The organism is Serratia sp. TSO36 (genome assembly GCF_057808395.1).
The window spans coordinates 143,114-165,457 of the sequence record NZ_JBJZOU010000015.1 but is presented as its reverse complement, the minus strand read 5'-3'; the positions used below and the strand labels follow the sequence as shown (position 1 = coordinate 165,457).

Annotated in this window: 19 protein-coding genes; 11 read left to right on the top strand and 8 right to left on the bottom strand. The window is 57.1% G+C overall.

Going from position 1 to position 22,344, the window contains the following annotated elements:
* The first annotated feature begins 6 nt into the window (after positions 1-6).
* Positions 7-1,017 carry an NAD-dependent epimerase gene (locus ACK3CV_RS14170; RefSeq protein ID WP_033634790.1) on the top strand — a complete coding sequence of 337 codons (1,011 nt, stop codon included), beginning with the start codon at positions 7-9 and terminating at the stop codon, positions 1,015-1,017.
* Positions 1,018-1,203: 186 nt separating this feature from the next.
* Here the strand turns inward: ACK3CV_RS14170 and hns are convergent, their stop codons facing one another.
* Complete coding sequence (gene hns, locus ACK3CV_RS14165; RefSeq protein WP_004932170.1) at positions 1,204-1,611, bottom strand: histone-like nucleoid-structuring protein H-NS; 408 nt, start codon at positions 1,609-1,611, stop codon at positions 1,204-1,206.
* Between the two features lie 700 nt (positions 1,612-2,311).
* Between hns and ACK3CV_RS14160 the strand changes: the two genes are divergently transcribed.
* Positions 2,312-2,896 (top strand): thymidine kinase, encoded by a 585-nt coding sequence (locus tag ACK3CV_RS14160; protein ID WP_033634789.1) that lies wholly within the window; start codon positions 2,312-2,314, stop codon positions 2,894-2,896.
* 119 nt (positions 2,897-3,015) lie between these two features.
* Here the strand turns inward: ACK3CV_RS14160 and adhE are convergent, their stop codons facing one another.
* Complete coding sequence (gene adhE, locus ACK3CV_RS14155; RefSeq protein WP_033634787.1) at positions 3,016-5,688, bottom strand: bifunctional acetaldehyde-CoA/alcohol dehydrogenase; 2,673 nt, start codon at positions 5,686-5,688, stop codon at positions 3,016-3,018.
* Positions 5,689-6,219: 531 nt separating this feature from the next.
* Here adhE and ACK3CV_RS14150 point away from each other — a divergent pair.
* From ACK3CV_RS14150 to oppF, 7 genes are all read left to right on the top strand, one after another.
* Positions 6,220-6,864, top strand: a complete 645-nt coding sequence (locus tag ACK3CV_RS14150) for a YchE family NAAT transporter (protein ID WP_015378089.1) — start codon at positions 6,220-6,222, stop codon at positions 6,862-6,864.
* 696 nt (positions 6,865-7,560) lie between these two features.
* Entirely contained in the window at positions 7,561-9,198 is a 1,638-nt protein-coding gene (locus ACK3CV_RS14145) for an ABC transporter substrate-binding protein (protein WP_164141597.1), read from the top strand.
* Between the two features lie 148 nt (positions 9,199-9,346).
* Positions 9,347-10,984 (top strand): oligopeptide ABC transporter substrate-binding protein OppA, encoded by a 1,638-nt coding sequence (gene oppA, locus ACK3CV_RS14140; protein WP_086579959.1) that lies wholly within the window; start codon positions 9,347-9,349, stop codon positions 10,982-10,984.
* Positions 10,985-11,067: 83 nt separating this feature from the next.
* Positions 11,068-11,988 (top strand): oligopeptide ABC transporter permease OppB, encoded by a 921-nt coding sequence (gene oppB / locus ACK3CV_RS14135; RefSeq protein ID WP_033634784.1) that lies wholly within the window; start codon positions 11,068-11,070, stop codon positions 11,986-11,988.
* A 14-nt stretch (positions 11,989-12,002) separates the two neighbouring features.
* Positions 12,003-12,911, top strand: a complete 909-nt coding sequence (gene oppC, locus ACK3CV_RS14130) for an oligopeptide ABC transporter permease OppC (protein ID WP_033634783.1) — start codon at positions 12,003-12,005, stop codon at positions 12,909-12,911.
* Positions 12,912-12,922: 11 nt separating this feature from the next.
* Positions 12,923-13,939 carry an ABC transporter ATP-binding protein gene (locus ACK3CV_RS14125; protein ID WP_033634782.1) on the top strand — a complete coding sequence of 339 codons (1,017 nt, stop codon included), beginning with the start codon at positions 12,923-12,925 and terminating at the stop codon, positions 13,937-13,939.
* The gene (gene oppF, locus ACK3CV_RS14120; protein ID WP_025303071.1) at positions 13,936-14,937 is read left to right on the top strand and encodes a murein tripeptide/oligopeptide ABC transporter ATP binding protein OppF; all 1,002 of its coding nucleotides are present in this window, start codon (positions 13,936-13,938) and stop codon (positions 14,935-14,937) included. Before ACK3CV_RS14125 ends, oppF begins: the two co-directional genes overlap by 4 nt.
* Before the next feature lie 73 nt (positions 14,938-15,010).
* On the opposite strand, the gene ACK3CV_RS14115 is transcribed toward oppF, so the two are convergent.
* Both ACK3CV_RS14115 and cls read right to left on the bottom strand, forming a co-directional pair.
* Positions 15,011-15,334 carry an HI1450 family dsDNA-mimic protein gene (locus ACK3CV_RS14115; RefSeq protein WP_004932139.1) on the bottom strand — a complete coding sequence of 108 codons (324 nt, stop codon included), beginning with the start codon at positions 15,332-15,334 and terminating at the stop codon, positions 15,011-15,013.
* A gap of 56 nt (positions 15,335-15,390) precedes the next feature.
* The gene (gene cls, locus ACK3CV_RS14110) at positions 15,391-16,851 is read right to left on the bottom strand and encodes a cardiolipin synthase (protein ID WP_033634781.1); all 1,461 of its coding nucleotides are present in this window, start codon (positions 16,849-16,851) and stop codon (positions 15,391-15,393) included.
* 242 nt (positions 16,852-17,093) lie between these two features.
* On the opposite strand from cls, the gene ACK3CV_RS14105 reads away from it, so the two are divergent.
* Positions 17,094-17,270, top strand: coding sequence for a YciY family protein (locus tag ACK3CV_RS14105; RefSeq protein ID WP_025159792.1), 177 nt, complete (start codon positions 17,094-17,096; stop codon positions 17,268-17,270).
* 45 nt (positions 17,271-17,315) lie between these two features.
* Here ACK3CV_RS14105 and ACK3CV_RS14100 read toward each other — a convergent pair whose 3' ends face one another.
* Entirely contained in the window at positions 17,316-17,807 is a 492-nt protein-coding gene (locus ACK3CV_RS14100) for a Dps family protein (protein ID WP_004932132.1), read from the bottom strand.
* Between the two features lie 200 nt (positions 17,808-18,007).
* A complete protein-coding gene (gene smfY, locus ACK3CV_RS14095) occupies positions 18,008-19,480 on the bottom strand; it encodes a multidrug efflux MFS transporter SmfY (RefSeq protein WP_033634780.1) in 1,473 nt (490 codons plus the stop codon).
* Between the two features lie 127 nt (positions 19,481-19,607).
* On the opposite strand from smfY, the gene ACK3CV_RS14090 reads away from it, so the two are divergent.
* Positions 19,608-20,171, top strand: coding sequence for a TetR/AcrR family transcriptional regulator (locus tag ACK3CV_RS14090; RefSeq protein WP_033647594.1), 564 nt, complete (start codon positions 19,608-19,610; stop codon positions 20,169-20,171).
* A 141-nt stretch (positions 20,172-20,312) separates the two neighbouring features.
* Here the strand turns inward: ACK3CV_RS14090 and ACK3CV_RS14085 are convergent, their stop codons facing one another.
* Both ACK3CV_RS14085 and ACK3CV_RS14080 read right to left on the bottom strand, forming a co-directional pair.
* Positions 20,313-21,320: a substrate-binding domain-containing protein gene (locus ACK3CV_RS14085; protein ID WP_033634778.1), complete on the bottom strand. Its 1,008-nt coding sequence runs from the start codon at positions 21,318-21,320 to the stop codon at positions 20,313-20,315.
* 33 nt (positions 21,321-21,353) lie between these two features.
* Positions 21,354-22,331 (bottom strand): ABC transporter permease, encoded by a 978-nt coding sequence (locus tag ACK3CV_RS14080; protein WP_489009872.1) that lies wholly within the window; start codon positions 22,329-22,331, stop codon positions 21,354-21,356.
* Between the last annotated feature and the right edge of the window lie 13 nt (positions 22,332-22,344).

The window sequence follows — 22,344 nt, the reverse complement described above, 5'->3', positions numbered from 1 at the left end:
GTGACCATGAAATTCCTGGTTACAGGCGCCGCAGGGTTTATTGGTTATCACGTTGCAGAGCGTTTGTTGACCGCCGGGCATCAGGTTGTCGGCATCGATAACCTGAATGACTATTATGACGTGGGCCTGAAAACGGCCCGTCTGGACAGACTGGCGGATAAGCCGGGATTCCGCTTTATCAAGCTGGATTTGGCCGATCGCGAAGGCATGGCGGCATTGTTCGCCGAGCATCAGTTTCAGCGCGTCATTCATTTGGGCGCGCAAGCCGGCGTGCGTTATTCGCTGGTCAACCCGTTGGCTTATGCGGACGCCAACCTGATCGGCCATTTGAACGTGCTGGAAGGCTGCCGGCATAATAAGGTCGAGCATTTACTTTACGCGTCCTCCAGCTCTGTTTATGGCCTCAATCGCAAGCTGCCGTTTGCTACCGAAGATTCTGTCGACCACCCTGTGTCACTGTATGCGGCAACCAAAAAAGCCAATGAGCTGATGTCACACAGCTACTCTCATTTATACGGTCTTCCGACGACGGGGCTGCGCTTCTTTACCGTATATGGTCCCTGGGGGCGTCCGGATATGGCGCTGTTCAAGTTTACCAAGGCCATATTGGCGGGGGAGAGCATCGATGTATATAACCACGGTGAAATGCACCGTGACTTTACTTACATTGATGATATCACCGAGGCGATTGTGCGGCTGCAGGCGGTTATTCCGCAGGCAGATCCGTCATGGACCGTTGAACAGGGATCGCCGGCGACCAGTTCCGCGCCGTATCACGTTTATAATATCGGCAATAACTCCCCCGTTAAACTGATGGAATATATCACGGCATTGGAGCAGGCTTTGGGGGTAACGGCCCGCAAGAATATGCTGCCGATGCAACCTGGCGACGTGATGGATACCAGCGCGGATACCGCAGAGCTTTATCGTGACATTGGTTTTAAGCCGGAAACCAGCGTTGAAGAGGGTGTGAAGCGCTTTGTTGATTGGTATAAGGCATTCTACCAGGTTCAATAATTGAACGAGGGTAAATGCGATAAAGGGGCCTTAGGGCCCTTTTTTTTCACTGGGATTTCGTGCAAGGAGGAAAATGCGAATTAGGATATTTACTAAAAGAAAAGGGATGAGGCGGGATCACGGCTATAAGCTTTAAAATGAAAAGGCCCCCCGCAGGGAGCCTTTCAGATACGGACTGAATCGCTATTACAGCAGGAAATCATCCAGAGATTTACCTTGCTCTTCGATAGCTTTCTTAATCACCGCAGGGGTACGGCCTTGGCCGGTCCAGGTTTTCAGTTCGCCGTTTTCGTCTTTATATTGGTATTTAGCAGGACGTGCTGCACGTTTTGCTTTGCCGGCAGCCTTGTTGGCAGCCATGGTTTGCAGCAGTTCATTCGGATCGATACCGTCAGCAATCAGCATTTCGCGGTATTGCTGCAGTTTACGGGTGCGTTCTTCGATTTCTGCTTGAGCCTGGCTGTCTTCTTCGCGACGTTCGTTCACAACAACTTCCAGTTTCTCGAGCATTTCTTCCAGCGTTTCCAGTGTGCATTCTCTTGCCTGGGCGCGCAGAGTGCGGATGTTGTTCAAAATCTTTAATGCTTCGCTCATTGTCCTAGTCTCAAATTATATTGGTGGGGGGCGTCTCGATAATAATAGAGTGCTATTTTCCTTTCTGCAATAGCCAAATTGACTTGAATACTCAAATTTACCTTTTAAAAAACCGTTAATCGGATCTGTCCGACTAATATAGGAAGGGCTGTTAACTATTACCCTCAGCGCACTTAAGTCAAAATTTCAGCAGGCATGCTTTAAAATGCGCGTGGCACAAGGCTTTCATCGATAAGTTATCGCTGTAATTTATATCAATATTACAATGGGTTCTGTGGGCTTAATCACGTCATGACGAGGCAGACATTGTAAACAATAGGGGTATCTGGGTAAAGATTGCGTCAGGAAACGTCGGGGGAGAACGAAGGTGATTAAATGCCCTGTATTGGCCTCACGTATAATAGGCAAGCACTCCGCCGCGCTTGCGGCGCCTGCCGAGGTGAAAGGGGGGATTATGCATTAATCGGCAAAAGACCGGCTTAACCATTAGCAAGAATTAATAGTGATGACAGGCATACATTATCCTGTAAATAGCGGTAAAAAGAACGGGCCGACAGAAGGATATGTTTCGCTTGAAAGCGCATTATTACGGCGAACGCAATATTCGCTCGCTTTGGGCTGAGCCGGGGGGCGGGTTATGGTACACTCACCGTCCTAATCAACATTTGAATATTTCTTATACCATCGGAGTTGCGGGGCCATGGCTCAACTTTATTTTTATTACTCTGCGATGAATGCCGGCAAGTCCACCGCGCTGCTACAGTCTTCATATAACTATCAAGAACGTGGTATGCGCACGCTGGTGTTCACCGCGGAGATCGATCACCGCTTTGGGGTAGGCAAAGTCAGCTCGCGCATCGGTTTATCCTCGCAGGCCCAGCTTTACAACAACGACTCGATGCTGTACGCCATGATTCAGCAGGAGCATCAACAGCAGCCGGTGCATTGCGTGCTGCTGGATGAAAGCCAGTTCCTGACCAAGGCCCAGGTTGAGCAATTGTGCGATGTGGTGGACCAACTGGACATTCCCGTATTGTGCTACGGCCTGCGTACCGATTTTCTCGGTGAGCTGTTTATCGGCAGCCAATATTTGCTGGCCTGGGCTGATAAGCTGGTGGAATTGAAAACCATCTGCCACTGCGGGCGCAAAGCCAATATGGTGTTGCGGTTGGATGAAAACGGCCAGGCGATGCACGCCGGTGAGCAGGTGGTGATTGGCGGTAACGAGAGCTATGTCTCCGTCTGCCGCAAGCATTATAAAGAGGCGATTCACTCCCTGGAGTAGGGGAGAAAACGCCGCCAAAGCCCGCTGAAGCGTTTTGGTGACCTGAGTCGAAATGCAGCGCCTCGGGCGCAATAAAAAACCCGCCGTATGGCGGGTTTTTTTATCGGTTCACTGAACCGTTATTTCTTGGGCTTCTTTACCGCGGCTTTGGCGGCAGCCGGAGCGGCAGCTTCCTCTTCTACCGCTTCGCTGAATTCGCGGCCGTAGAAAGTATCCAGCATGATTTGCTTCAGTTCGGCAATCAGCGGATAGCGCGGGTTGGCGCCGGTGCATTGGTCATCGAACGCGTCTTCAGACAGCTTGTCGACTTTCGCCAGGAAGTCCGCCTCCTGCACACCCGCTTCGCGGATGGAGGTTGGGATGCCCAACTCGGTTTTCAGCTCGTCCAGCCAGGCCAGCAGTTTCTCAATCTTCTGCGCGGTGCGGTCGCCCGGGGCGCTCAGGCCGAGGTGGTCGGCGATTTCAGCGTAGCGGCGGCGCGCCTGAGGGCGGTCGTACTGGCTGAAGGCCGTCTGCTTGGTCGGGTTGTCGTTCGCATTGTAGCGAATAACGTTGGAAATCAGCATCGCGTTGGCCAGGCCGTGCGGAATGTGGAACTCCGAACCCAGCTTGTGCGCCATGGAGTGACAAACCCCAAGGAAGGCGTTGGCGAAAGCGATACCGGCGATGGTGGCGGCGTTGTGCACGCGTTCACGAGCAACCGGGTTTTTCGCGCCTTCTTTATAGCTGGCCGGCAGATACTCTTTCAACAGTTTCAGCGCCTGCAGCGCCTGGCCGTCGGAGTATTCGTTCGCCAGCACCGAGACGTAGGCTTCCAGCGCGTGGGTGACCGCATCCAGACCGCCGAAGGCACACAGGGATTTCGGCATGTTCATCACCAGGTTGGCGTCGACAATCGCCATGTCCGGGGTCAGCGCATAGTCGGCCAGCGGGTATTTCTGCCCGGTGGTGTCGTCGGTCACGACGGCGAATGGCGTGACTTCCGAACCGGTGCCTGAGGTGGTGGTGATGGCGATCATCTTCGCTTTCACGCCCATTTTCGGGAACTTGTAGATACGCTTGCGAATGTCCATGAAGCGCAGCGCCAGATCCTCGAAGTGGGTTTCAGGATGTTCGTACAGCACCCACATGATTTTCGCGGCGTCCATCGGCGAACCGCCGCCCAGCGCGATGATGACGTCCGGTTTGAAGGAGTTCATCTGCTCGGCGCCTTTACGCACGATGCTCAGCGTCGGGTCGGCTTCCACTTCGAAGAACACTTCGGTTTCGATGCCGTGAGACTTCAGAACCTTGGTGATCTGGTCGGCATAGCCGTTGTTGAACAGGAAACGGTCGGTCACGATGAAAGCGCGTTTTGCCCCGTCGGTCGCCACTTCTTCCAGCGCGATAGGCAGCGAGCCACGGCGGAAGTAGATCGATTTCGGAAGTTTATGCCACAACATGTTTTCTGCTCGCTTCGCTACAGTTTTCTTGTTGATCAGGTGTTTAGGTCCGACGTTTTCAGAGATGGAGTTACCACCCCAGGAGCCGCAACCCAGCGTCAGCGAAGGCGCGAGTTTGAAGTTATACAGGTCGCCGATACCGCCCTGAGAAGCCGGGGTGTTGATCAGGATGCGAGCCGTTTTCATTTTATCGCCGAAGTAGGCAATGCGAGCCGTTTGGTTATCCTGGTCGGTGTACAGGCAGGAAGTGTGGCCGATACCGCCCATGGCGACCAGTTTTTCGGCTTTGGCGACGGCGTCTTCGAAGTCTTTGGCCCGGTACATCGCCAGCGTCGGCGACAGTTTTTCATGGGCGAAAGGTTCGGACTCGTCGACCAGCTTCACTTCGCCGATCAGCACTTTGGTGTTGGCCGGCACTTTGATGCCTGCCATCTCGGCGATTTTCGGTGCGGATTGCCCGACGATGGCCGCGTTCAGACCGCCGTTTTTCAGGATGATGTCCTGCACCGCTTTCAGTTCTTTACCCTGCAGCAGATAGCCGCCGTGGGAAGCGAAGCGTTCGCGTACCGCATCATAAATAGAGTCGACGACGATGACCGACTGTTCGGAAGCGCAGATAACGCCGCTGTCGAAGGTTTTGGACATCAGGATAGACGCGACCACGCGCTTGATGTCTGCGGTTTCGTCTACCACCACCGGCGTATTACCGGCGCCGACGCCGATGGCCGGTTTGCCGGAGCTGTAGGCGGCTTTCACCATGCCCGGGCCACCGGTGGCCAGGATCAGGTTGATGTCCGGGTGGTGCATCAGCTGGTTGGACAGTTCGACGGTCGGTTGGTCGATCCAACCGATGATGTCTTTCGGCGCGCCGGCGGCGATAGCGGCTTGCAGCACGATATCGGCGGCTTTATTGGTGGCATTTTTCGCACGCGGGTGCGGCGAGAAGATGATGCCGTTACGGGTTTTCAGGCTGATCAGCGCTTTGAAGATCGCGGTAGAAGTTGGGTTGGTGGTAGGGACGATACCGCAAATCAGGCCGATAGGCTCGGCGATGGTGATGGTACCGAAGGTGTCATCTTCAGACAGGATGCCACAGGTTTTTTCATCTTTATAGGCGTTGTAGATGTACTCGGAAGCGAAGTGGTTTTTGATCACTTTGTCTTCGACGATACCCATTCCGGATTCTTCCACGGCCATTTTGGCCAACGGGATACGGGCATCAGCAGCGGCGAGGGCGGCAGCGCGGAAAATTTTATCCACTTGCTCTTGAGTGAAGTTGGCATATTCGCGCTGGGCTTTTTTGACACGTGCGACAAGCTCGTTCAGTTCAGCGACATTCGTTACAGCCATAATGCTCTCCTGATAATGTTAAACTCTTTCAGTAAATAAGCCGTGCGAGCCACTAGTATAGTCATAACGGGAATAAACGGTGATTTGAATACCGGGGCTTTCCCGCGTTATTTCTTCGCATGCTGCTGATTTGCTTAAAGAGCTTCACCCTACGCCAACCGGAGGGGCAGGCAGTGAGGAGAAGGGAACCGGCTGGGTTGCCGCCGACTTTGTTCTACTCCCTGACTACGACTAAGAGCTTACCCACTGTTGGGTAGTCGATTTGTGATCTAAATCATGAAAAGTGCAAGCTGACACCTTTCAGCTTGCCGGTGTTGGGAATCATTCTTGATAACTGTGAGCGATGACTCTTTTTTCAACATAAAAAATCAAAAGGCCAAACATCACTTTAACAAAGGGCATTTGTTTCGTTGCATAACTTGCTGACAGTCAAAAATGCTGCTTGGGCCGGATGGATTACCCGCGCCAATTCCATTACATTAGCGCGCATAGGCAGCACACCTTTTTTATAGCGATTAATGCGGAGCATCTGTGGGCCAATCTCTGTTGGATCTTTCCGGCTTTATCAAGTTCTTTGTCGGTCTGTTTGCGCTGGTCAACCCGGTGGGCATCTTGCCGGTGTTTATCAGCATGACCAGCTACCAGGCGGAAGCGGGGCGCAATAAAACCAACCTGACCGCCAACCTGTCGGTCGCCATCATTTTGTGGACGTCGCTTTTCCTGGGCGAAGGGATCCTGCGGATGTTCGGCATCTCTATCGATTCGTTCCGCATCGCCGGCGGTATTCTGGTGGTGACCATCGCCATGTCGATGATCAGCGGCAAGCTGGGGGAAGACAAGCAAAACAAACAGGAGAAATCGGAGAGCGCGATCCGCGAAAGCATCGGCGTGGTGCCGTTAGCGCTGCCGCTGATGGCAGGGCCGGGGGCGATCAGTTCCACCATCGTGTGGAGCTCCCGTTATCACAACTGGCAAAGCCTGCTCGGCTTTACGGTGGCGATCGCCTTGTTCGCCTTTTGTTGCTGGCTGTTGTTCCGCGCCGCGCCGCTGTTGGTGCGTTTGCTGGGGCAGACCGGCATCAACGTGATCACCCGTATCATGGGTCTGCTGCTGATGGCGCTCGGCATCGAGTTTATCGTTACCGGCATTAAGGCGATATTCCCCGGCCTGTTGTAATACCCTTTGTTTAGCCGCGTACCTTTCGCGTCGGCGTGGCTAAAATTAATTTTAAAGTTTAAATTATTTATTGGTTCGCATTATTATAGTGCACAGAGTGAATAAAAATTATGCCGTTGCACTCTTATGTTGCATAAATCTCATGTTGCTGCTCAAAAAAAACGCTGAGCGCTATTTCAACCACTTTTCCTCCCCCCTTTTCGCGCATTTTGCCCCCGTTCAACGGTAAAGCTGTTGTTAAATTAGTCACATCATTCTGTGGGGCTTGTCTCACTTTCATCCAGGTGTTATTAGTGATTAACCGCCCGTAGACAGGTGTTTGTTCTTTGAATGATTGGATTGTTAACTGAATGTTTCTTTTCGCGGCGATGAGATCGTGCTGACGGTTTCAATTGAAATGAATTCGGTTTTTTTACCTTTAAAATCATATCAATAACATTGGTTTTTCTTGGTCTCGAACACAGGGGACGGATCGGGCTTCGTGCGATAAAAGAGAATTGCTTAACATTTTCGTAAAATTTATTGGCTATGGAATTTGGCTTCTGCTAATTTCCGAGCAACTTTCCCGTGGTCAATTAACTGAAATGCGCCATAAAAACGGGAATGATTTTTGCTGGTATCCGTTTATTTAGAATTCTTATAAACACTTCACAAACTTCGATAAGCGATGCTTGTCGGTGAAAAGGAGCCTCAATTATGCAGCAAACCCTGAAGCGTACTTCTTTGACCTTGTTGATTAGCGGCGCGCTGAGCGTCGGCGCCGTAAATAGCGGTTGGGCGGCGCAGGTGCCGGCCGGCGTTCAGTTGGCGCAGCAGCAGAATATTGTGATCAACAACGGCAGCGAAGTGGCTTCATTGGATCCGCATAAGGTCGAGGGCGTACCGGAAAGCAATATCATTCTTAACCTGCTGGAAGGGCTGGTGAGCACCGACGCCAACGGGCATGTGGTGCCGGCGGCGGCGGCGAGCTGGGAAAACCAGAATTATCAGCAATGGACTTTCCACCTGCGTCCCGGCGCGGTGTGGAGCGACGGCAGCCCGGTGACCGCGCAAGATTTCGTCTACAGCTGGCAGCGTCTGGCCGATCCGAAAATCGCCTCGCCCTACGCCAGCTACCTGCAATACACCAAAGTCGAGAATATCGACGACATCCTGACCGGTAAGAAGAGCCCGCAGACCCTCGGCGTCAAGGCGCTGGACGACCAGACGCTGCAGGTGACGCTGAGCGAGCCGGTGCCGTATTTCATCAGCATGCTGAGCCACACGTCGCTCAAACCGGTCAAACGGGCGGTGGTAGAGAAATTCGGCGATAAATGGACGCTGCCTGCCAACTACGTCGGCAACGGCGCTTACCGCCTGAAAGAGTGGGTGGTGAACGAGCGCATCGTGCTGGAGCGCAGCCCGAGCTACTGGAACAACAAGCAGACGGTGATCAATCAGGCGACCTTCCTGCCGATTACCTCGGAAGTCAGCGACGTTAACCGCTTCCGCAGCGGCGAGATCGATATCACCAACAGCGCCATTCCGCCGTACCTGTACGTCAAGATGAAGCGCGAAATGCCTGAACAGCTGCACGTTAACCCTTATCTGTGCACCTTCTATTACGAGCTCAATAACAAGCAGGCGCCGTTCACCGATGCGCGCGTGCGTACGGCGGTGAAGATGACGCTGGATCGTGACATCATCGCCAACAAGATTATGGGCCAGGGGCAGATCCCGGCCTACAGCTTCACGCCGACCTTCACGGAAGGCGCCAACTTCACGCCGCCCGCGTGGGCCGGCTGGAGCCAGGAACAGCGCAACGCCGAAGCCAGGAAACTGCTGGCGGAAGCGGGCTACAGCGACACCAAGCCGCTGAAATTCTCGCTGCTGTACAACACCTCCGATCAAAACAAACAGCAGGCGATCGCCGCCGCGTCGATGTGGAAGAAGAACCTGGGCGCCGAGGTCACGCTGCGCAACCAGGAATGGAAAACGTCGCTGGAGAGCCGCCATCAGGGGCAATACGACGTGGCGCGCGCCACCTGGTGCGGGGATTACAACGAGCCCAGCGCGTTCCTGAACCTGGTGCTGTCCAACAGCAGCATCAATACCGTGTTCTATAAAAGCCCGGCGTTCGACGCCATCATGGCCGCCACGCTGAAGGCGCCGGATGAGGCCGCGCGCGCCGCGCTCTATCAGCAGGCGGAAGCGCAGCTGGACAAAGACTCCGCGTTGGTCCCGGTTTATTACCGCGTCAGCGCGCGGTTGATCAAGCCGACGGTGGGCGGGTTCACCGGCAAAGATCCGCTGGACTATACCGACGTTAAAAATCTTTACATTATCAAGCAGTAAAAGGGGTATTCCTGGCGCTAGTTCGCGGAGGAATATAGGGAAGGCCGGCCGCCGCATTCGTTCCGCGGCGGCGGGAAAACAGAGTCCGCTTACGGGCAACGCAGGTTCCACGAAGAGCCTGTGATAATAAAAACTGGAGTCGATAAGTATGACCAACATCACGAAGAAAACGCTCATTGCCGCCGGCGTCATCGCCGCGCTGGGCATCACAGCAACCACCTCCGCCTTTGCCGCCGAGGTTCCTGCAGGCGTGCAACTGGCCGACAAGCAAGAAATCGTCAAAAACAACGGTTCCGAAGTGCAGTCGCTGGATCCGCACAAAATCGAGGGCGTGCCGGAAAACAACGTCACCCGCGATCTGATGGAAGGCCTGGCGAACAACAGCCCGGACGGTTCCATCGTGCCGGGCGTCGCGGAAAGCTGGGATAACAAGGATTTCAAAGTCTGGACCTTCCACCTGCGTAAAGACGCCAAATGGTCCAACGGCAAGCCGGTAACGGCGCAAGATTTCGTCTACAGCTGGCAGCGCGTGGTGGATCCGAAAACCGCGTCGCCTTACGCCAGCTACCTGCAATACGCCCACGTGGAAAACGTCGATGACATCATCGCCGGTAAAAAAGACAAGTCGACGCTGGGCGTGAAGGCCATCGACGACCACACCTTCCAGGTGACCCTGAGCGAGCCGGTGCCTTATCTGGTTGAAATGACCCCGCACTACGCCATGAAGCCGGTTTACAAAGACGCGGTGGAGAAGTTTGGCGAGAAGTGGACGCTGCCGGCCAACTACGTCAGCAACGGCGCCTACAAACTGAAAGACTGGATTGTCAACGAACGCATCGTACTGGAACGCAACCCGGAATATTGGGATAACGCCAAAACCATCATCAATAAAGTGACGTTCCTGCCTATTTCGTCGGAAGTGACCGACGTTAACCGCTACCGCACCGGCGAAATCGACATGACTTACAACAACATGCCGATCGAACTGTTCCAGAAGCTGAAGAAAGAGATCCCGAAAGAGGTGCATGTCGATCCTTACCTGTGCACCTATTACTACGAAATCAACAACCAGAAGGCGCCGTTCACCGATGCGCGCGTACGTGAAGCGCTGAAGCTGGGCATGGACCGCGACATCATCGTCAACAAGGTGAAAAACCAGGGCGATCTGCCGGCCTACAGCTTTACGCCGCCATACACCGACGGCGCCAAGCTGACCCCGCCGGAGTGGTTCGGCTGGACGCAGGAAAAACGCAACGAAGCGGCGAAGAAACTGCTGGCGGAAGCCGGCTATGGCCCGGGCAAACCGCTGACCTTCTCCCTGCTGTACAACACTTCCGATCTGCACAAGAAGCTGGCGATCGCCGCCGCCTCTATCTGGAAGAAAAACCTGGGCGTGGACGTGAAGCTGGTGAACCAGGAGTGGAAAACCTTCCTGGATACCCGCCATCAGGGCACCTATGACGTGGCGCGCGCCGGCTGGTGCGCCGACTACAACGAGCCGAGTTCGTTCCTGAACATGATGCTGTCCGACAGCAGCAGTAACACCCCGCACTACAAGAGCGCCGAGTTCGACAAGCTGATGGCCAACGTGTTGACCGCGAAGAGCAAAGACGAGCGCGCCGATCTGTATCAGAAAGCGGAAGTTCAACTGGATAAGGATTCCGCGATCGTTCCGCTGTATTACTACGTGAACGCCCGTTTGGTGAAACCTTACGTCGGTGGCTACACCGGCAAAGACCCGCTTGATAACGTGTACGACAAAAACCTGTACATCATCAAGCATTGATACGGTAAGAGCCGGCGGCGCAGGCCGCCGGCCCATGTTGAGAATAATAAGCCGTCATCAGGCTGTCGCACAGGGTTAGGGCAATGCTTAAATTTATACTTCGTCGCTTGCTGGAAGCGATCCCGACACTATTTATCCTTATCACCATCTCATTCTTCATGATGCGCCTGGCGCCCGGCAGTCCATTTACCGGGGAGCGCGCATTGCCGCCAGAAGTTATGGCGAATATCGAGGCCAAATATCATTTGAACGACCCGATCTGGAAACAGTACGGTCATTATCTGGCGCAGCTTGCGCAGGGAGACTTCGGCCCGTCCTTTAAATACAAGGACTATTCGGTCAACGATCTGGTCGCCGGCTCTTTCCCGGTGTCCGCCAAACTCGGTCTGGCCGCGTTTCTGCTGGCGGTGGTGCTGGGGGTGAGCGCCGGCGTTGTCGCCGCGCTGAATCAGAACACCAAATGGGACTACACGGTGATGGGGTTCGCCATGACCGGGGTGGTGATACCCAGTTTCGTGGTGGCGCCGCTGTTGGTGCTGATCTTCGCCATCACGCTGAAATGGCTGCCGGGCGGCGGCTGGAACGGCGGCGCGCCTAAATTCATCATCCTGCCGATGGTAGCGCTGTCGCTGGCCTATATTGCCAGCATCGCCCGTATCACGCGCGGCTCGATGATTGAAGTGCTGCACTCCAACTTCATCCGCACCGCGCGCGCCAAAGGCTTGCCGATGCGTCGCATCATTTTCCGCCACGCGCTGAAGCCGGCGCTGCTGCCGGTGCTGTCCTACATGGGCCCGGCGTTCGTCGGCATCATCACCGGTTCGATGGTGATCGAAACCATCTACGGTCTGCCGGGGATCGGCCAGCTGTTCGTTAACGGCGCGCTGAACCGCGACTACTCCCTGGTATTGAGCCTGACCATTCTGGTGGGCGCACTGACCATTCTGTTCAACGCGATCGTCGATGTGCTGTATGCGGTCATCGATCCGAAAATCCGTTATTAATCTGGAGCACGCGAATGATGTTGACTAAAAAGAACAGCGAAGCTCTGGAACACTTCAGCGAGAAGCTGGAAGTGGAAGGACGCAGCCTGTGGCAAGACGCGCGCCGGCGCTTTATGCACAACCGCGCGGCGGTCAGCAGCCTGTTCATTCTGGTGTTGATCACGCTGTTTGTGGTGCTGGCGCCGATGCTGTCGCAATTTGCCTACGACGATACCGATTGGGCGATGATGTCCGCCGCGCCAAGCGTGGAATCGGGGCACTATTTCGGCACCGACTCCTCCGGGCGCGATCTGCTGGTGCGCGTGGCGATCGGCGGGCGCATCTCGCTGATGGTCGGCGTGGCGGCGGCGCTGGTGGCAGTGATCGTCGGCACCCTGTACGGCGCGATGTCCGGCTATCTGGGCGGCAAGGTCGACTCGGTGATGATGCGCCTGCTGGAGATCCTCAACTCCTTCCCGTTCATGTTCTTCGTGATCCTGCTGGTGACCTTTTTCGGCCAGAACATCCTGCTTATCTTCGTGGCGATCGGCATGGTGTCGTGGCTGGATATGGCGCGTATCGTGCGCGGCCAAACCCTCGGTCTCAAGCGTAAGGAGTTCATCGAAGCGGCGCTGGTGTGCGGCGTCTCCACGCGCAATATCGTGCTGCGGCATATCGTGCCGAACGTGCTCGGCGTGGTGGTGGTGTATGCCTCGCTGCTGGTGCCGAGCATGATCCTGTTCGAATCCTTCCTCAGCTTCCTGGGGCTGGGCACGCAGGAGCCGCTCAGCAGCTGGGGCGCATTGCTCAGCGACGGCGCCAACTCAATGGAAGTTTCACCGTGGTTGCTGCTGTTCCCGGCGGGTTTCCTGGTTGTCACTCTGTTCTGTTTCAACTTTATCGGCGATGGCCTGCGTGACGCCCTCGACCCGAAAGATCGTTAAGGAGTGCAATCATGAGCACCATTGAACATCCTCAACTGCAAACCGGCGCCGGCGTCAAAACGTCGCCGCTGCTGGACGTGAAAGACCTGCGCGTCACGTTCTCCACCCCGGACGGCGACGTGACGGCGGTGAACGATCTGAACTTCGACCTGCGCGCCGGCGAAACGCTGGGCATCGTCGGTGAATCCGGTTCCGGCAAATCGCAGACCGCGTTCGCCCTGATGGGGTTGCTGGCCAGCAATGGCCGCATCGGCGGTTCGGCCAAATTCAACGGCCGTGAAATTCTCAACCTGCCGGAAAATCAGCTCAACAAGCTGCGGGCCGAAGAGATCTCGATGATCTTCCAGGACCCGATGACCTCGCTCAACCCTTATATGCGCGTTGGCGAACAGCTGATGGAAGTGCTGATGCTGCATAAGAAAATGAGCAAAAGCGAAGCCTTCGAAGAGTCGGTACGCATGCTCGACGCGGTGAAAATGCCGGAAGCGCGCAAGCGCATGCGCATGTATCCGCACGAGTTTTCCGGCGGCATGCGCCAGCGCGTGATGATCGCCATGGCGCTGCTGTGCCGGCCGAAGCTGCTGATCGCCGACGAACCGACCACCGCGCTGGACGTGACCGTCCAGGCGCAGATCATGACGCTGCTCAACGAACTGAAGCGCGAATTCAACACCGCCATCATCATGATCACCCACGACCTGGGCGTGGTGGCCGGCATCTGCAACAAGGTGCTGGTGATGTACGCCGGCCGCACCATGGAATACGGCAGCGCGCGCGAGGTGTTCTACCAGCCGAGCCATCCGTACTCCATCGGCCTGTTGAACGCGGTGCCGCGCCTCGACGCCGAAGGCGAAGCGTTGCTGACCATTCCCGGCAACCCGCCGAACCTGCTGCGGTTGCCGAAAGGCTGCCCGTTCCAACCGCGCTGCCCGTACGCCATGGAGCAGTGTGCGAGCGCTCCGCCGTTGGAGCAATTTGGGGAAGGGCGCCTGCGCGCCTGCTTTAAACCGGTGGAGGCGTTGGTATGACAGCGGTAACTGACAAGAAAGTGCTGCTCGAAGTGGCCGATTTGAAAGTGCACTTCGACATTCATGACGACAAGCAGTGGTTCTGGCAGCCGCCGAAAACCCTGAAAGCGGTCGATGGCGTCACGCTGCGGCTGTTCGAGGGGGAAACCCTGGGCGTGGTCGGCGAGTCCGGCTGCGGCAAATCCACCTTCGCGCGCGCCATCATCGGCCTGGTGAAGGCCACCAGCGGGCGCGTCGCCTGGCTGGGGAAAGATCTGCTGGGCATGAGCGATGCCGACTGGCGCAAAACCCGCAGCGATATCCAGATGATTTTCCAGGATCCGCTGGCTTCGCTCAACCCGCGCATGACCATCGGCGAGATCATCGCCGAGCCGCTGCGCACCTACTACCCGAAAATGCCGCGTCAGGAAGTGAAGGACAAGGTCAAGGCGATGATGCTGAAGGTCGGCCTGCTGCCTAACCTGATCAACCGCTACCCGCACGAGTTTTCCGGCGGCCAGTGCCAGCGTATCGGCATCGCGCGCGCACTGATCCTCGAGCCGAAGCTGGTGATCTGCGACGAGCCGGTCTCCGCGCTGGACGTGTCGATTCAGGCGCAGGTGGTGAACCTGCTGCAGCAGCTGCAGCGCGAGATGGGGCTGTCACTGATCTTTATCGCCCACGACTTGGCGGTGGTGAAGCACATTTCCGATCGCGTGCTGGTGATGTATCTGGGCCATGCGGTGGAGCTGGGCACCTATGACGAGGTGTACCACAATCCGCAGCACCCTTACACCAAAGCGCTGATGTCGGCGGTGCCGATCCCGGATCCGGACAAGGAGAAGGAAAAGCAGATCCAGCTGTTGGAAGGGGAGCTGCCTTCGCCGATCAACCCGCCGACCGGCTGTGTGTTCCGCACCCGCTGCCCGATCGCTGGGCCGGAGTGCGCCAAGACGCGCCCGCTGCTGGAGGGCAGTTTCCGCCATGCGGTTTCGTGCCTGAAGGTCGATCCGCTGTAATGCGCCGCTAGCCGGCAACAAAAAGCCCCGCTGAATGAGCGGGGCTTTTTTTATCCGATATGCTATCGGCGAATCACTCTTTCCACAGAATGTGGCACAGCTTGTGGTCTTTCTCGCGGCAGATCAGCACGCGGGCGAACACGTCGTTGATCGGCTCGCCGTCGCTGTCCGCCAGACCGATCACCACCTCGGCGAAGAAGTCCGGGTTCAGATCGTAATCCACGTGCTCGCTCCAGTCTTCGGAGGGGTCGTACAGTTCAGCGCCGCCGCGCTCTTCAAACTGCAGGTTGAACAGCAGAATATCCGCCGGATCCAGATTGTCGCCGGCCAATTCGAGGAAGATGTCGTAGGCCTGTTCCAGCGTTTCGTCTTCGGTAAGGCGGTTATTCAAATCCATAAAAAAATCCTGATAACAAATGATTTGGCGCTATTAAAGCACGCTCGTCGCGGCTTTTACAGCAGCGGGCTGAAAAAGTAGAACAGGCGCTCGACCAGGCGATGCCAGAACGGCCGCTTCAGCCACTCTTTGGCGTTCAGCAGTTTGGAACGGGCGATGTAATCTTCCTGCACGCAGGCCAAATCGCTGCCGAAGCCGTCATCATCGATCACCAGCGTGATCTCGAAATTCAGCCACAGGCTGCGCATATCCAGATTGACGGTGCCGACCAGGCTGAGTTGCCCGTCCACCAGCACGCTCTTGGTATGCAGCAGGCCGCCTTCGAACTGATAGATCCTGACGCCGGCCTCCAGCAGCTCGGAGAAGAACGCGCGGCTGGCCCAGCGCACCATCATCGAATCGTTGTCGCGCGGCACGATGATGCTGACCTCGACGCCGCGCAGGGCGGCGGTGCAGATGGCGTGCAGCAGATCGTCGCTCGGCACGAAGTACGGCGTGGTCATGATCAGCTGCTCGCGCGCGGAATAGACCGCGGTCAGCAGCGCCTGGTGGATCATCTCCTCGGGGAAGCCGGGGCCGGAGGCGATCACCTGAATGGTGTGGCCGCTCTCCTGTTCGAACGGCATGATGTTGACGTCCGGCGGCGGCGGCAGAATGCGCTTGCCGGTTTCAATCTCCCAGTCGCAGGCATAGACGATGCCCATGGTGGTGGCCACCGGGCCTTCCATGCGCGCCATCAGGTCGATCCACTGGCCGACGCCCGCATCCTGCTTGAAGTAGCGCGGGTCGACCATGTTCATGCTGCCGGTATAGGCGATGTAGTTGTCGATCAGCACCACTTTGCGGTGCTGACGCAGATCCATGCGGCGCAGGAACACGCGCAGCAGGTTGACCTTCAGCGCTTCCACCACTTCGATGCCGGCATTGCGCATCATCGCCGGGTAGGGGCTGCGGAAAAATTGCAGGCTGCCGGCGGAGTCGAGCATCAGGCGGCAGTGTACGCCGCGCCGCGCGGCGGCCATCAGCGATTCGGCCACCTGATCGACCAGGCCGCCGGGCTGCCAGATATAGAACACCATTTCGATGTTGTGGCGCGCCAGCTCGATGTCGCGGATCAGCGCTTTCAGCGTATCGTCGGTGGTGGTGAGCAGCTGCAGCTGGTTGCCCTTGACGCCGTCAATGCCCTGGCGGCGGTTGCACAGTTGGAACAGCGGTTCGGCGACTTCGCTGTATTCGGTGGCGAAGATGCGGCGGCTCTCTTTCAGCTCCTTCAACCAACGGGCGGTCGACGGCCACATGGCCTTGGCGCGCTCGGCCCGGCGCTTGCCCAGATGCAGCTCGCCGAACGATAAATAGGCCACGATGCCGAACAGCGGCAGAATATAGATAACCAGCAGCCAGGCCATGGCAGAGGGAACCGCACGGCGTTTCATTAAAATGCGCATCGTCACGCCGGCGATCAGCAGCCAGTAGCCGAACACCATGAGCCAACTGATTACGGTATAAAATGTTGTCATAAAGGCGAAAAATCCCGTTCGCAAACCACCAATGATGAGTGTACGCACAGATCGGGCAAGGCGAAACCTTTTATCGGCGCTTATGTTACATAAATATGATGAAGTTAAGGCACTTGCTGAAAATGAAAGGGCGGCTTTTGCCCGCGCGGCGTCCGCTGTGCCGCCGATAACGGCGGCTTGGATCACGGGCGGAAAGGGCTATAATGCCCGCGGTTGGCATTAGACGAACGAGTGACGGAATTATGAGACGCAGTAGAAATGAAGTGGGCCGCTGGCGCATGTTGCGGCAGAGCCAACGCCGCCGGCATCGCTGGCTGGAGCGCCAGTCGTGCAGCAATCGCCATATCATCCGGGTGCGGCGCCGCCTGGACGATCAGCATCGGCGCGCGCTGCTGTTTGCGGTATCCTGCGAGTGGTAAAACGAAAACAGTCCCGTAAGGGACTGTTTTGTTATGGCGCCAGGGTTATTTGCCCAGATAGGCGTTGAGCATCCAGACCTGTTTTTCCTGCTCTTTGATGTAATCGCTCATCAGCGACGCGGTGCCTTCGTCGCCGGCGTCCGCCGCCACCGTCAGCAGTTCACGCTGCTGTTGCAGCAAGATTGAATACCCTTCCAACAGGCCGCGCAGCGTGCCCTTATCATCGGTCACGTTGGTGTGTTCCTTGATGTCGGCGGTTTTCAGATAGTCGCTGAAAGCGTGACGCGGCTGCGAGCCCAGCGTCAGAATACGTTCCGCCAGCTCGTCCACCTTGGTCAGCAGATCGTTATATGTCTCTTCGAACTTCGCGTGCAGTTCAAAGAACTGCGGGCCGGTAATGTTCCAATGATAGCCGCGCACGTTCATATACAGCACCTGATAGTTCGCCAACAGCGCGTTCAGCGCTTCGGCGAGTTTTGCCGATTGTTTACTGTCGAGGCCGATATGGGTTTTCGCTGCTTTCTTTGCCGTTGCCATAATAATCTTCTCCTGATTATCTGTTCCGATAGTAGACAGAATCAATTTCCATAGGGGATACAGTAACCGGATTTATCGCAGGGTTAAATACGATAACAGGCATTATTGCCATCGTTCAAACCGATGACGACAAATCCGTCGAGCAAATTGCCGAATCAGTTTACGCAGGTTCCGCCGGCGAAAAAAGCCGCTTTTATCGGTTACTTGCGCAGCGCCAGTTTTACCGCCCCGGCGCCCAGCGCCATTAACAGCGCGGCGGCGATCAGTACCGTAATAAACGCGCGATCAAAGGCCAGACGCGCCAGCTGCGTCAGCTGCTGCGCGCGATCGGCCGCCATCCCGGCCGCCAGGCGCAGGGCTTCGTCGATGCTGTCGTATGCCAGCGGGTTGACCGGCAGCTCCGCCGGCAGCGCCAGGCTATGGCTGTAAACCGCCGTCATCAACCCGCCGAGCAGCGTCACGCCCAGCACGCCGCCCAGTTCGTAGGAGACGTCCTCGATCGACGCCGCCATGCCGGATTTTTCCTCCGGCGCGTTCAGCATGATGGCGGTGGAAGCGGCGGTGATCACGCCGCCGAGGCCAAAGCCCACCAGCGCCAGGCTGACCAATTGCAATGCCATGCCGCTCTGGTATAACGCGGCAAGACCGGCGATGCCGAGAGTGGTCAGGACAAAACCGCCGAGGATGATGCTGCGTTCGCCGTAGCGTGGCAACAGCAGGCCGGCTACGGGTCCCGCCAGCGCCGAGGCCAGCGGGATCGGCAAAATAAACAGCGCCGCCTGCAGCGGGCTGAGGCCGAGCACCAGCTGCAATCGCTGGCTGAGCACCAGTTCGATGCCGATCAGCGCCACCATCGAAAGCAGCGCCACGCCGATGCCGCCGGCGAACAGCCGGTTGCGGAACAGAGAGAAATCGATCATCGGGTGGGCGCTGCGCTGCTGACGACGCACGAACAGGGCCAGGAACAACACGCCGATCAGGGCTGCCACAAGCAAGGCACTCACATCAGGCGTCGGCTTGCTCAGCTCCTTCAGCGCATAGATAGCGCCGACCAGACCAATCATGATCTGCACCGAGCCGACGATGTCCGAAGGGCGCGGGTTATCGCCACCGCAGCGCGGGATCAGTTTCCACGCCAGCGGCCAGACCAGCAGCACGACCGGCACATTGATCAGGAACACCGAACCCCACCAGAAATACTCCAGCAGCAGGCCGCCGACCACCGGGCCGATGGCCGCGCCGCCGGAGGCCACCGAGGCCCAGATGCCGATCGCCAGCGCGCGTTCGCGTTCGTCGGTAAAGACGTGGCGCACGATGGACAGCGTGGCGGGCATCATCATCGCCGCGCCAACGGCGAGGAACACCCGGGCGGCGATCAGCCACTCGGCGGTGGGCGAGAACGCGGCGCACAGTGACGCGACGGCAAACACCGGCAGTCCGGCGAGAAACAGCCGTTTATGGCCGATGCGATCGCTCAGCATGCCGGCGCCGGGCAACAGGCCGGCCACCACCAGCGGATAGGCGTTGACGATCCAGAGTTTTTGCGAGGCGCTGGCGTCCAGCGCCTGGGTTAAGCGCGGCAGGGCGGTATATAACACCGTCATATCGATGACGATCAGGAACAGGGCGCTGGCGACCATCGTCAGGATCAACCAGCGGTTCTTGGCGTACATAAGTCATAATCCAGTTAAAGTGGGCCGCGCGGAGGCGCCGCCATTCGGATAACCCACCGGCGATGCCGGGTGGTATACTGGTGATAATATATATCCATACGTTCGTATTGAAAAGAAGGGTTTCTTAATGGGACGTCAACGCAGCATCGATCGCGACAAGGTTTTGGACATCGCCGAAGAAATCGTCGCCACCCAGGGCGCCGCCGGCTTGACCATCGACGCCGTCGCCAAAGCGATGGGGATCTCCAAGGGCGGGGTGCAGTATTGCTTTGGCAGCAAAGACGCCCTGATTGATGCCATGTTCGATCGCTGGGGCAGTGCCTATGAAACGCTGTTCAAGGCTATCGCCGGCGACGATCCTTCACCGCAGACCGCTGTGCGGGCGCATATGCTGGCCACCCACAGTTCGGATCAGACCGCCAGCGCCAAGGCCGCCGGGCTGATGGCGACGCTGATTCAAACGCCGGAGCATCTGGCGAGCACGCGCGAATGGTATCGCAGCCGCATCGCCGGGCTCGATTTGACCACCGAAGAGGGCAAGCGCGCGCGCCTGGCGTTTCTCGCCACAGAAGGCGCCTTTATGCTGCGTTACTTTGGTTTGATGGATATCGACCAGGCGGAATGGGAAACGATGTTCGCCGATATGCAGGCGTTGATTTTAACTGAGGATGCCTATCGCACTGATAGCTAGTAAAGCCCGCAGTGAAGGGCGTATGGTTATCGAACAAGATATTCCCTCGAAGAACTTTTAAGCCAGCCACTCCGTGCTGGCTTTTTTTTGTTTGCGGGCAAGCGCCCAAGCGGTGCCCCCTGGAGGCAGGGGGCGGGGGGATTATTTACGGGCGTCCAACAGCGATTGGGCGTTCTCTGCGGTGACGACGGTCCACGGAATGTAGTAATGCTTCTGCGTGCCGCCTTCCCATTTCAGATCCTTGGCGTACTGTTTCCAGATATCCGACTGCGGCTGATAGCTTTCACCTTTCACGGCGCGCAGCGCGACGTCGATGGACCCCTGCATCTGGCCTTTGGCATCTTGCAGGATAGAGACCATTTCACCGGCCTGCACCGCATGAATCGCGTCGGAAACGCCGTCAACGCCGGCAATCGCGAAGTCCTTCACATTCAGGCCGGCGCCTTTAATCGCCTCGATAGCGCCCAGCGCCATCTCGTCGTTTTGGCCAATCACGCCGTTGATTTTGCCCCGATGTTTCTGCAGCCAGTTTTCCATCAGCGGCTGCGCTTCCGCGCGTGACCAGTTGGCCGTTTTGCGTTCAAGCACGGTGACCTGGCCGGCGCCGCACTCGGCTATCGCTTTATCATTGCCCTTGCCGCGCTGGATCTCGCCGCTGCCGCCTTTCGGGCCTTCGATAATCACCACGTTCACCTTATGGTTCTTGCAGTCGAGTTTGTCAAGTACGGCTTTGGCTTCCAGATATCCCCCCAACTCGTCATTAGACACCACTTCAGACGTCATCGCGTCCGTATTCAGGCGCGCATTGGTGACCACCACCGGGATTTTGGCCTCGTTGGCATTGGTGACGATATCGATATTGGCCTCAAAATCCATCGGGTTGACGATAATGGCATCGGCGCGCGTCTGGATAGCGGTGGCGGCCTGATCGTTTTGCACCGATGCATCATAACGCCCATCGTAGAAGGTCAGCACGGCTTCGCCGCTTTTCACCGCCGGGTGTTCCTTCCCGAACCTTTCCATCAATTGCACGAACTCGGCTTTGTTGCCGTACATCAATACCGCGATTTTAACCGGGGCGGCCTGGGCTGCCGACAGGCTGCCCAGCATCAGGGCAGAGGCAAACAACGCTATCTTGGTCTTATTCATGGTTTTCTCCTGGTAGAGTTGGGTCTGATGTTATTAATCGCTCTGTTGCTTACGCGAGGGGTCGAGCAATACGGCAAGGACAATCAATGCGCCTTTGATAATTTGTTGGTAATACGACTGCACGCCGAGCAGATCGAGGCCGTTATTCATCACCCCGATAATCAGCACGCCGAAGAAGGTGCCGACCAGCGTACCGACGCCGCCGGCCATGCTGGTGCCGCCGATCACCACCGCCGCGATGGCGTCCAGCTCATACCCTGCGCCCGCATTGGTCTGCGCCGAACCGGTGCGCGCCGTGAGGATCAGGCCGGCGATGCCGGCCAGCGCGCCGCACAGCGTATACACCAGTATTTTGATGCGTGTCACGTTAATCCCCGAGGTGCGCGCGCTCTTCGGGTTGCCGCCGACGGCGTAGATGTAGCGCCCGAAGAGGGTTTTATTCAGCACGAGCCAGGCGAGGGCGAACAGCACGATGAAGATGATGACGGGCACCGGAACGCCGCCGACATAGCCATTGCCTAACCAGCGGAAATCGCTGTTCAATTGCGATACCGGATTGCCGTTGGTGGTCAGCATGGTTAAACCGCGCGCCGCGGAGAGCATGCCCATGGTGACGATAAACGGCTGCAGCCGATAACGGGCTAACACGGTGCCGTTTACCAGGCCGCAGACGATGCCGATGCCCAGCGCCACAATCAGCGGCGCCATGACGGCGGTCGCGGTGTCGCCGATAGCCAATCCGCTGTTGTTGGTGGCGAAGCGGGCGGCGACGATCCCGCTTAACGCCAGCACCGAGCCCACGGAGAGATCGACGCCTGCCGTGATAATGACGAAGGTCATGCCGATCGCCAGAATGCCGTTGATCGAGACCTGGCGCAGGACGATCAGGGTGTTTTCATTGCTGAGAAAATAGTTGCTGCTCCAGGCCCCCTGAGCGACCTGATATTCGCCAATCAGCGCCACGATCAGGCACAGGGCGAAAAAGGCGATGATAATGCCGTATTTGTGCATACGGCGCTTATTG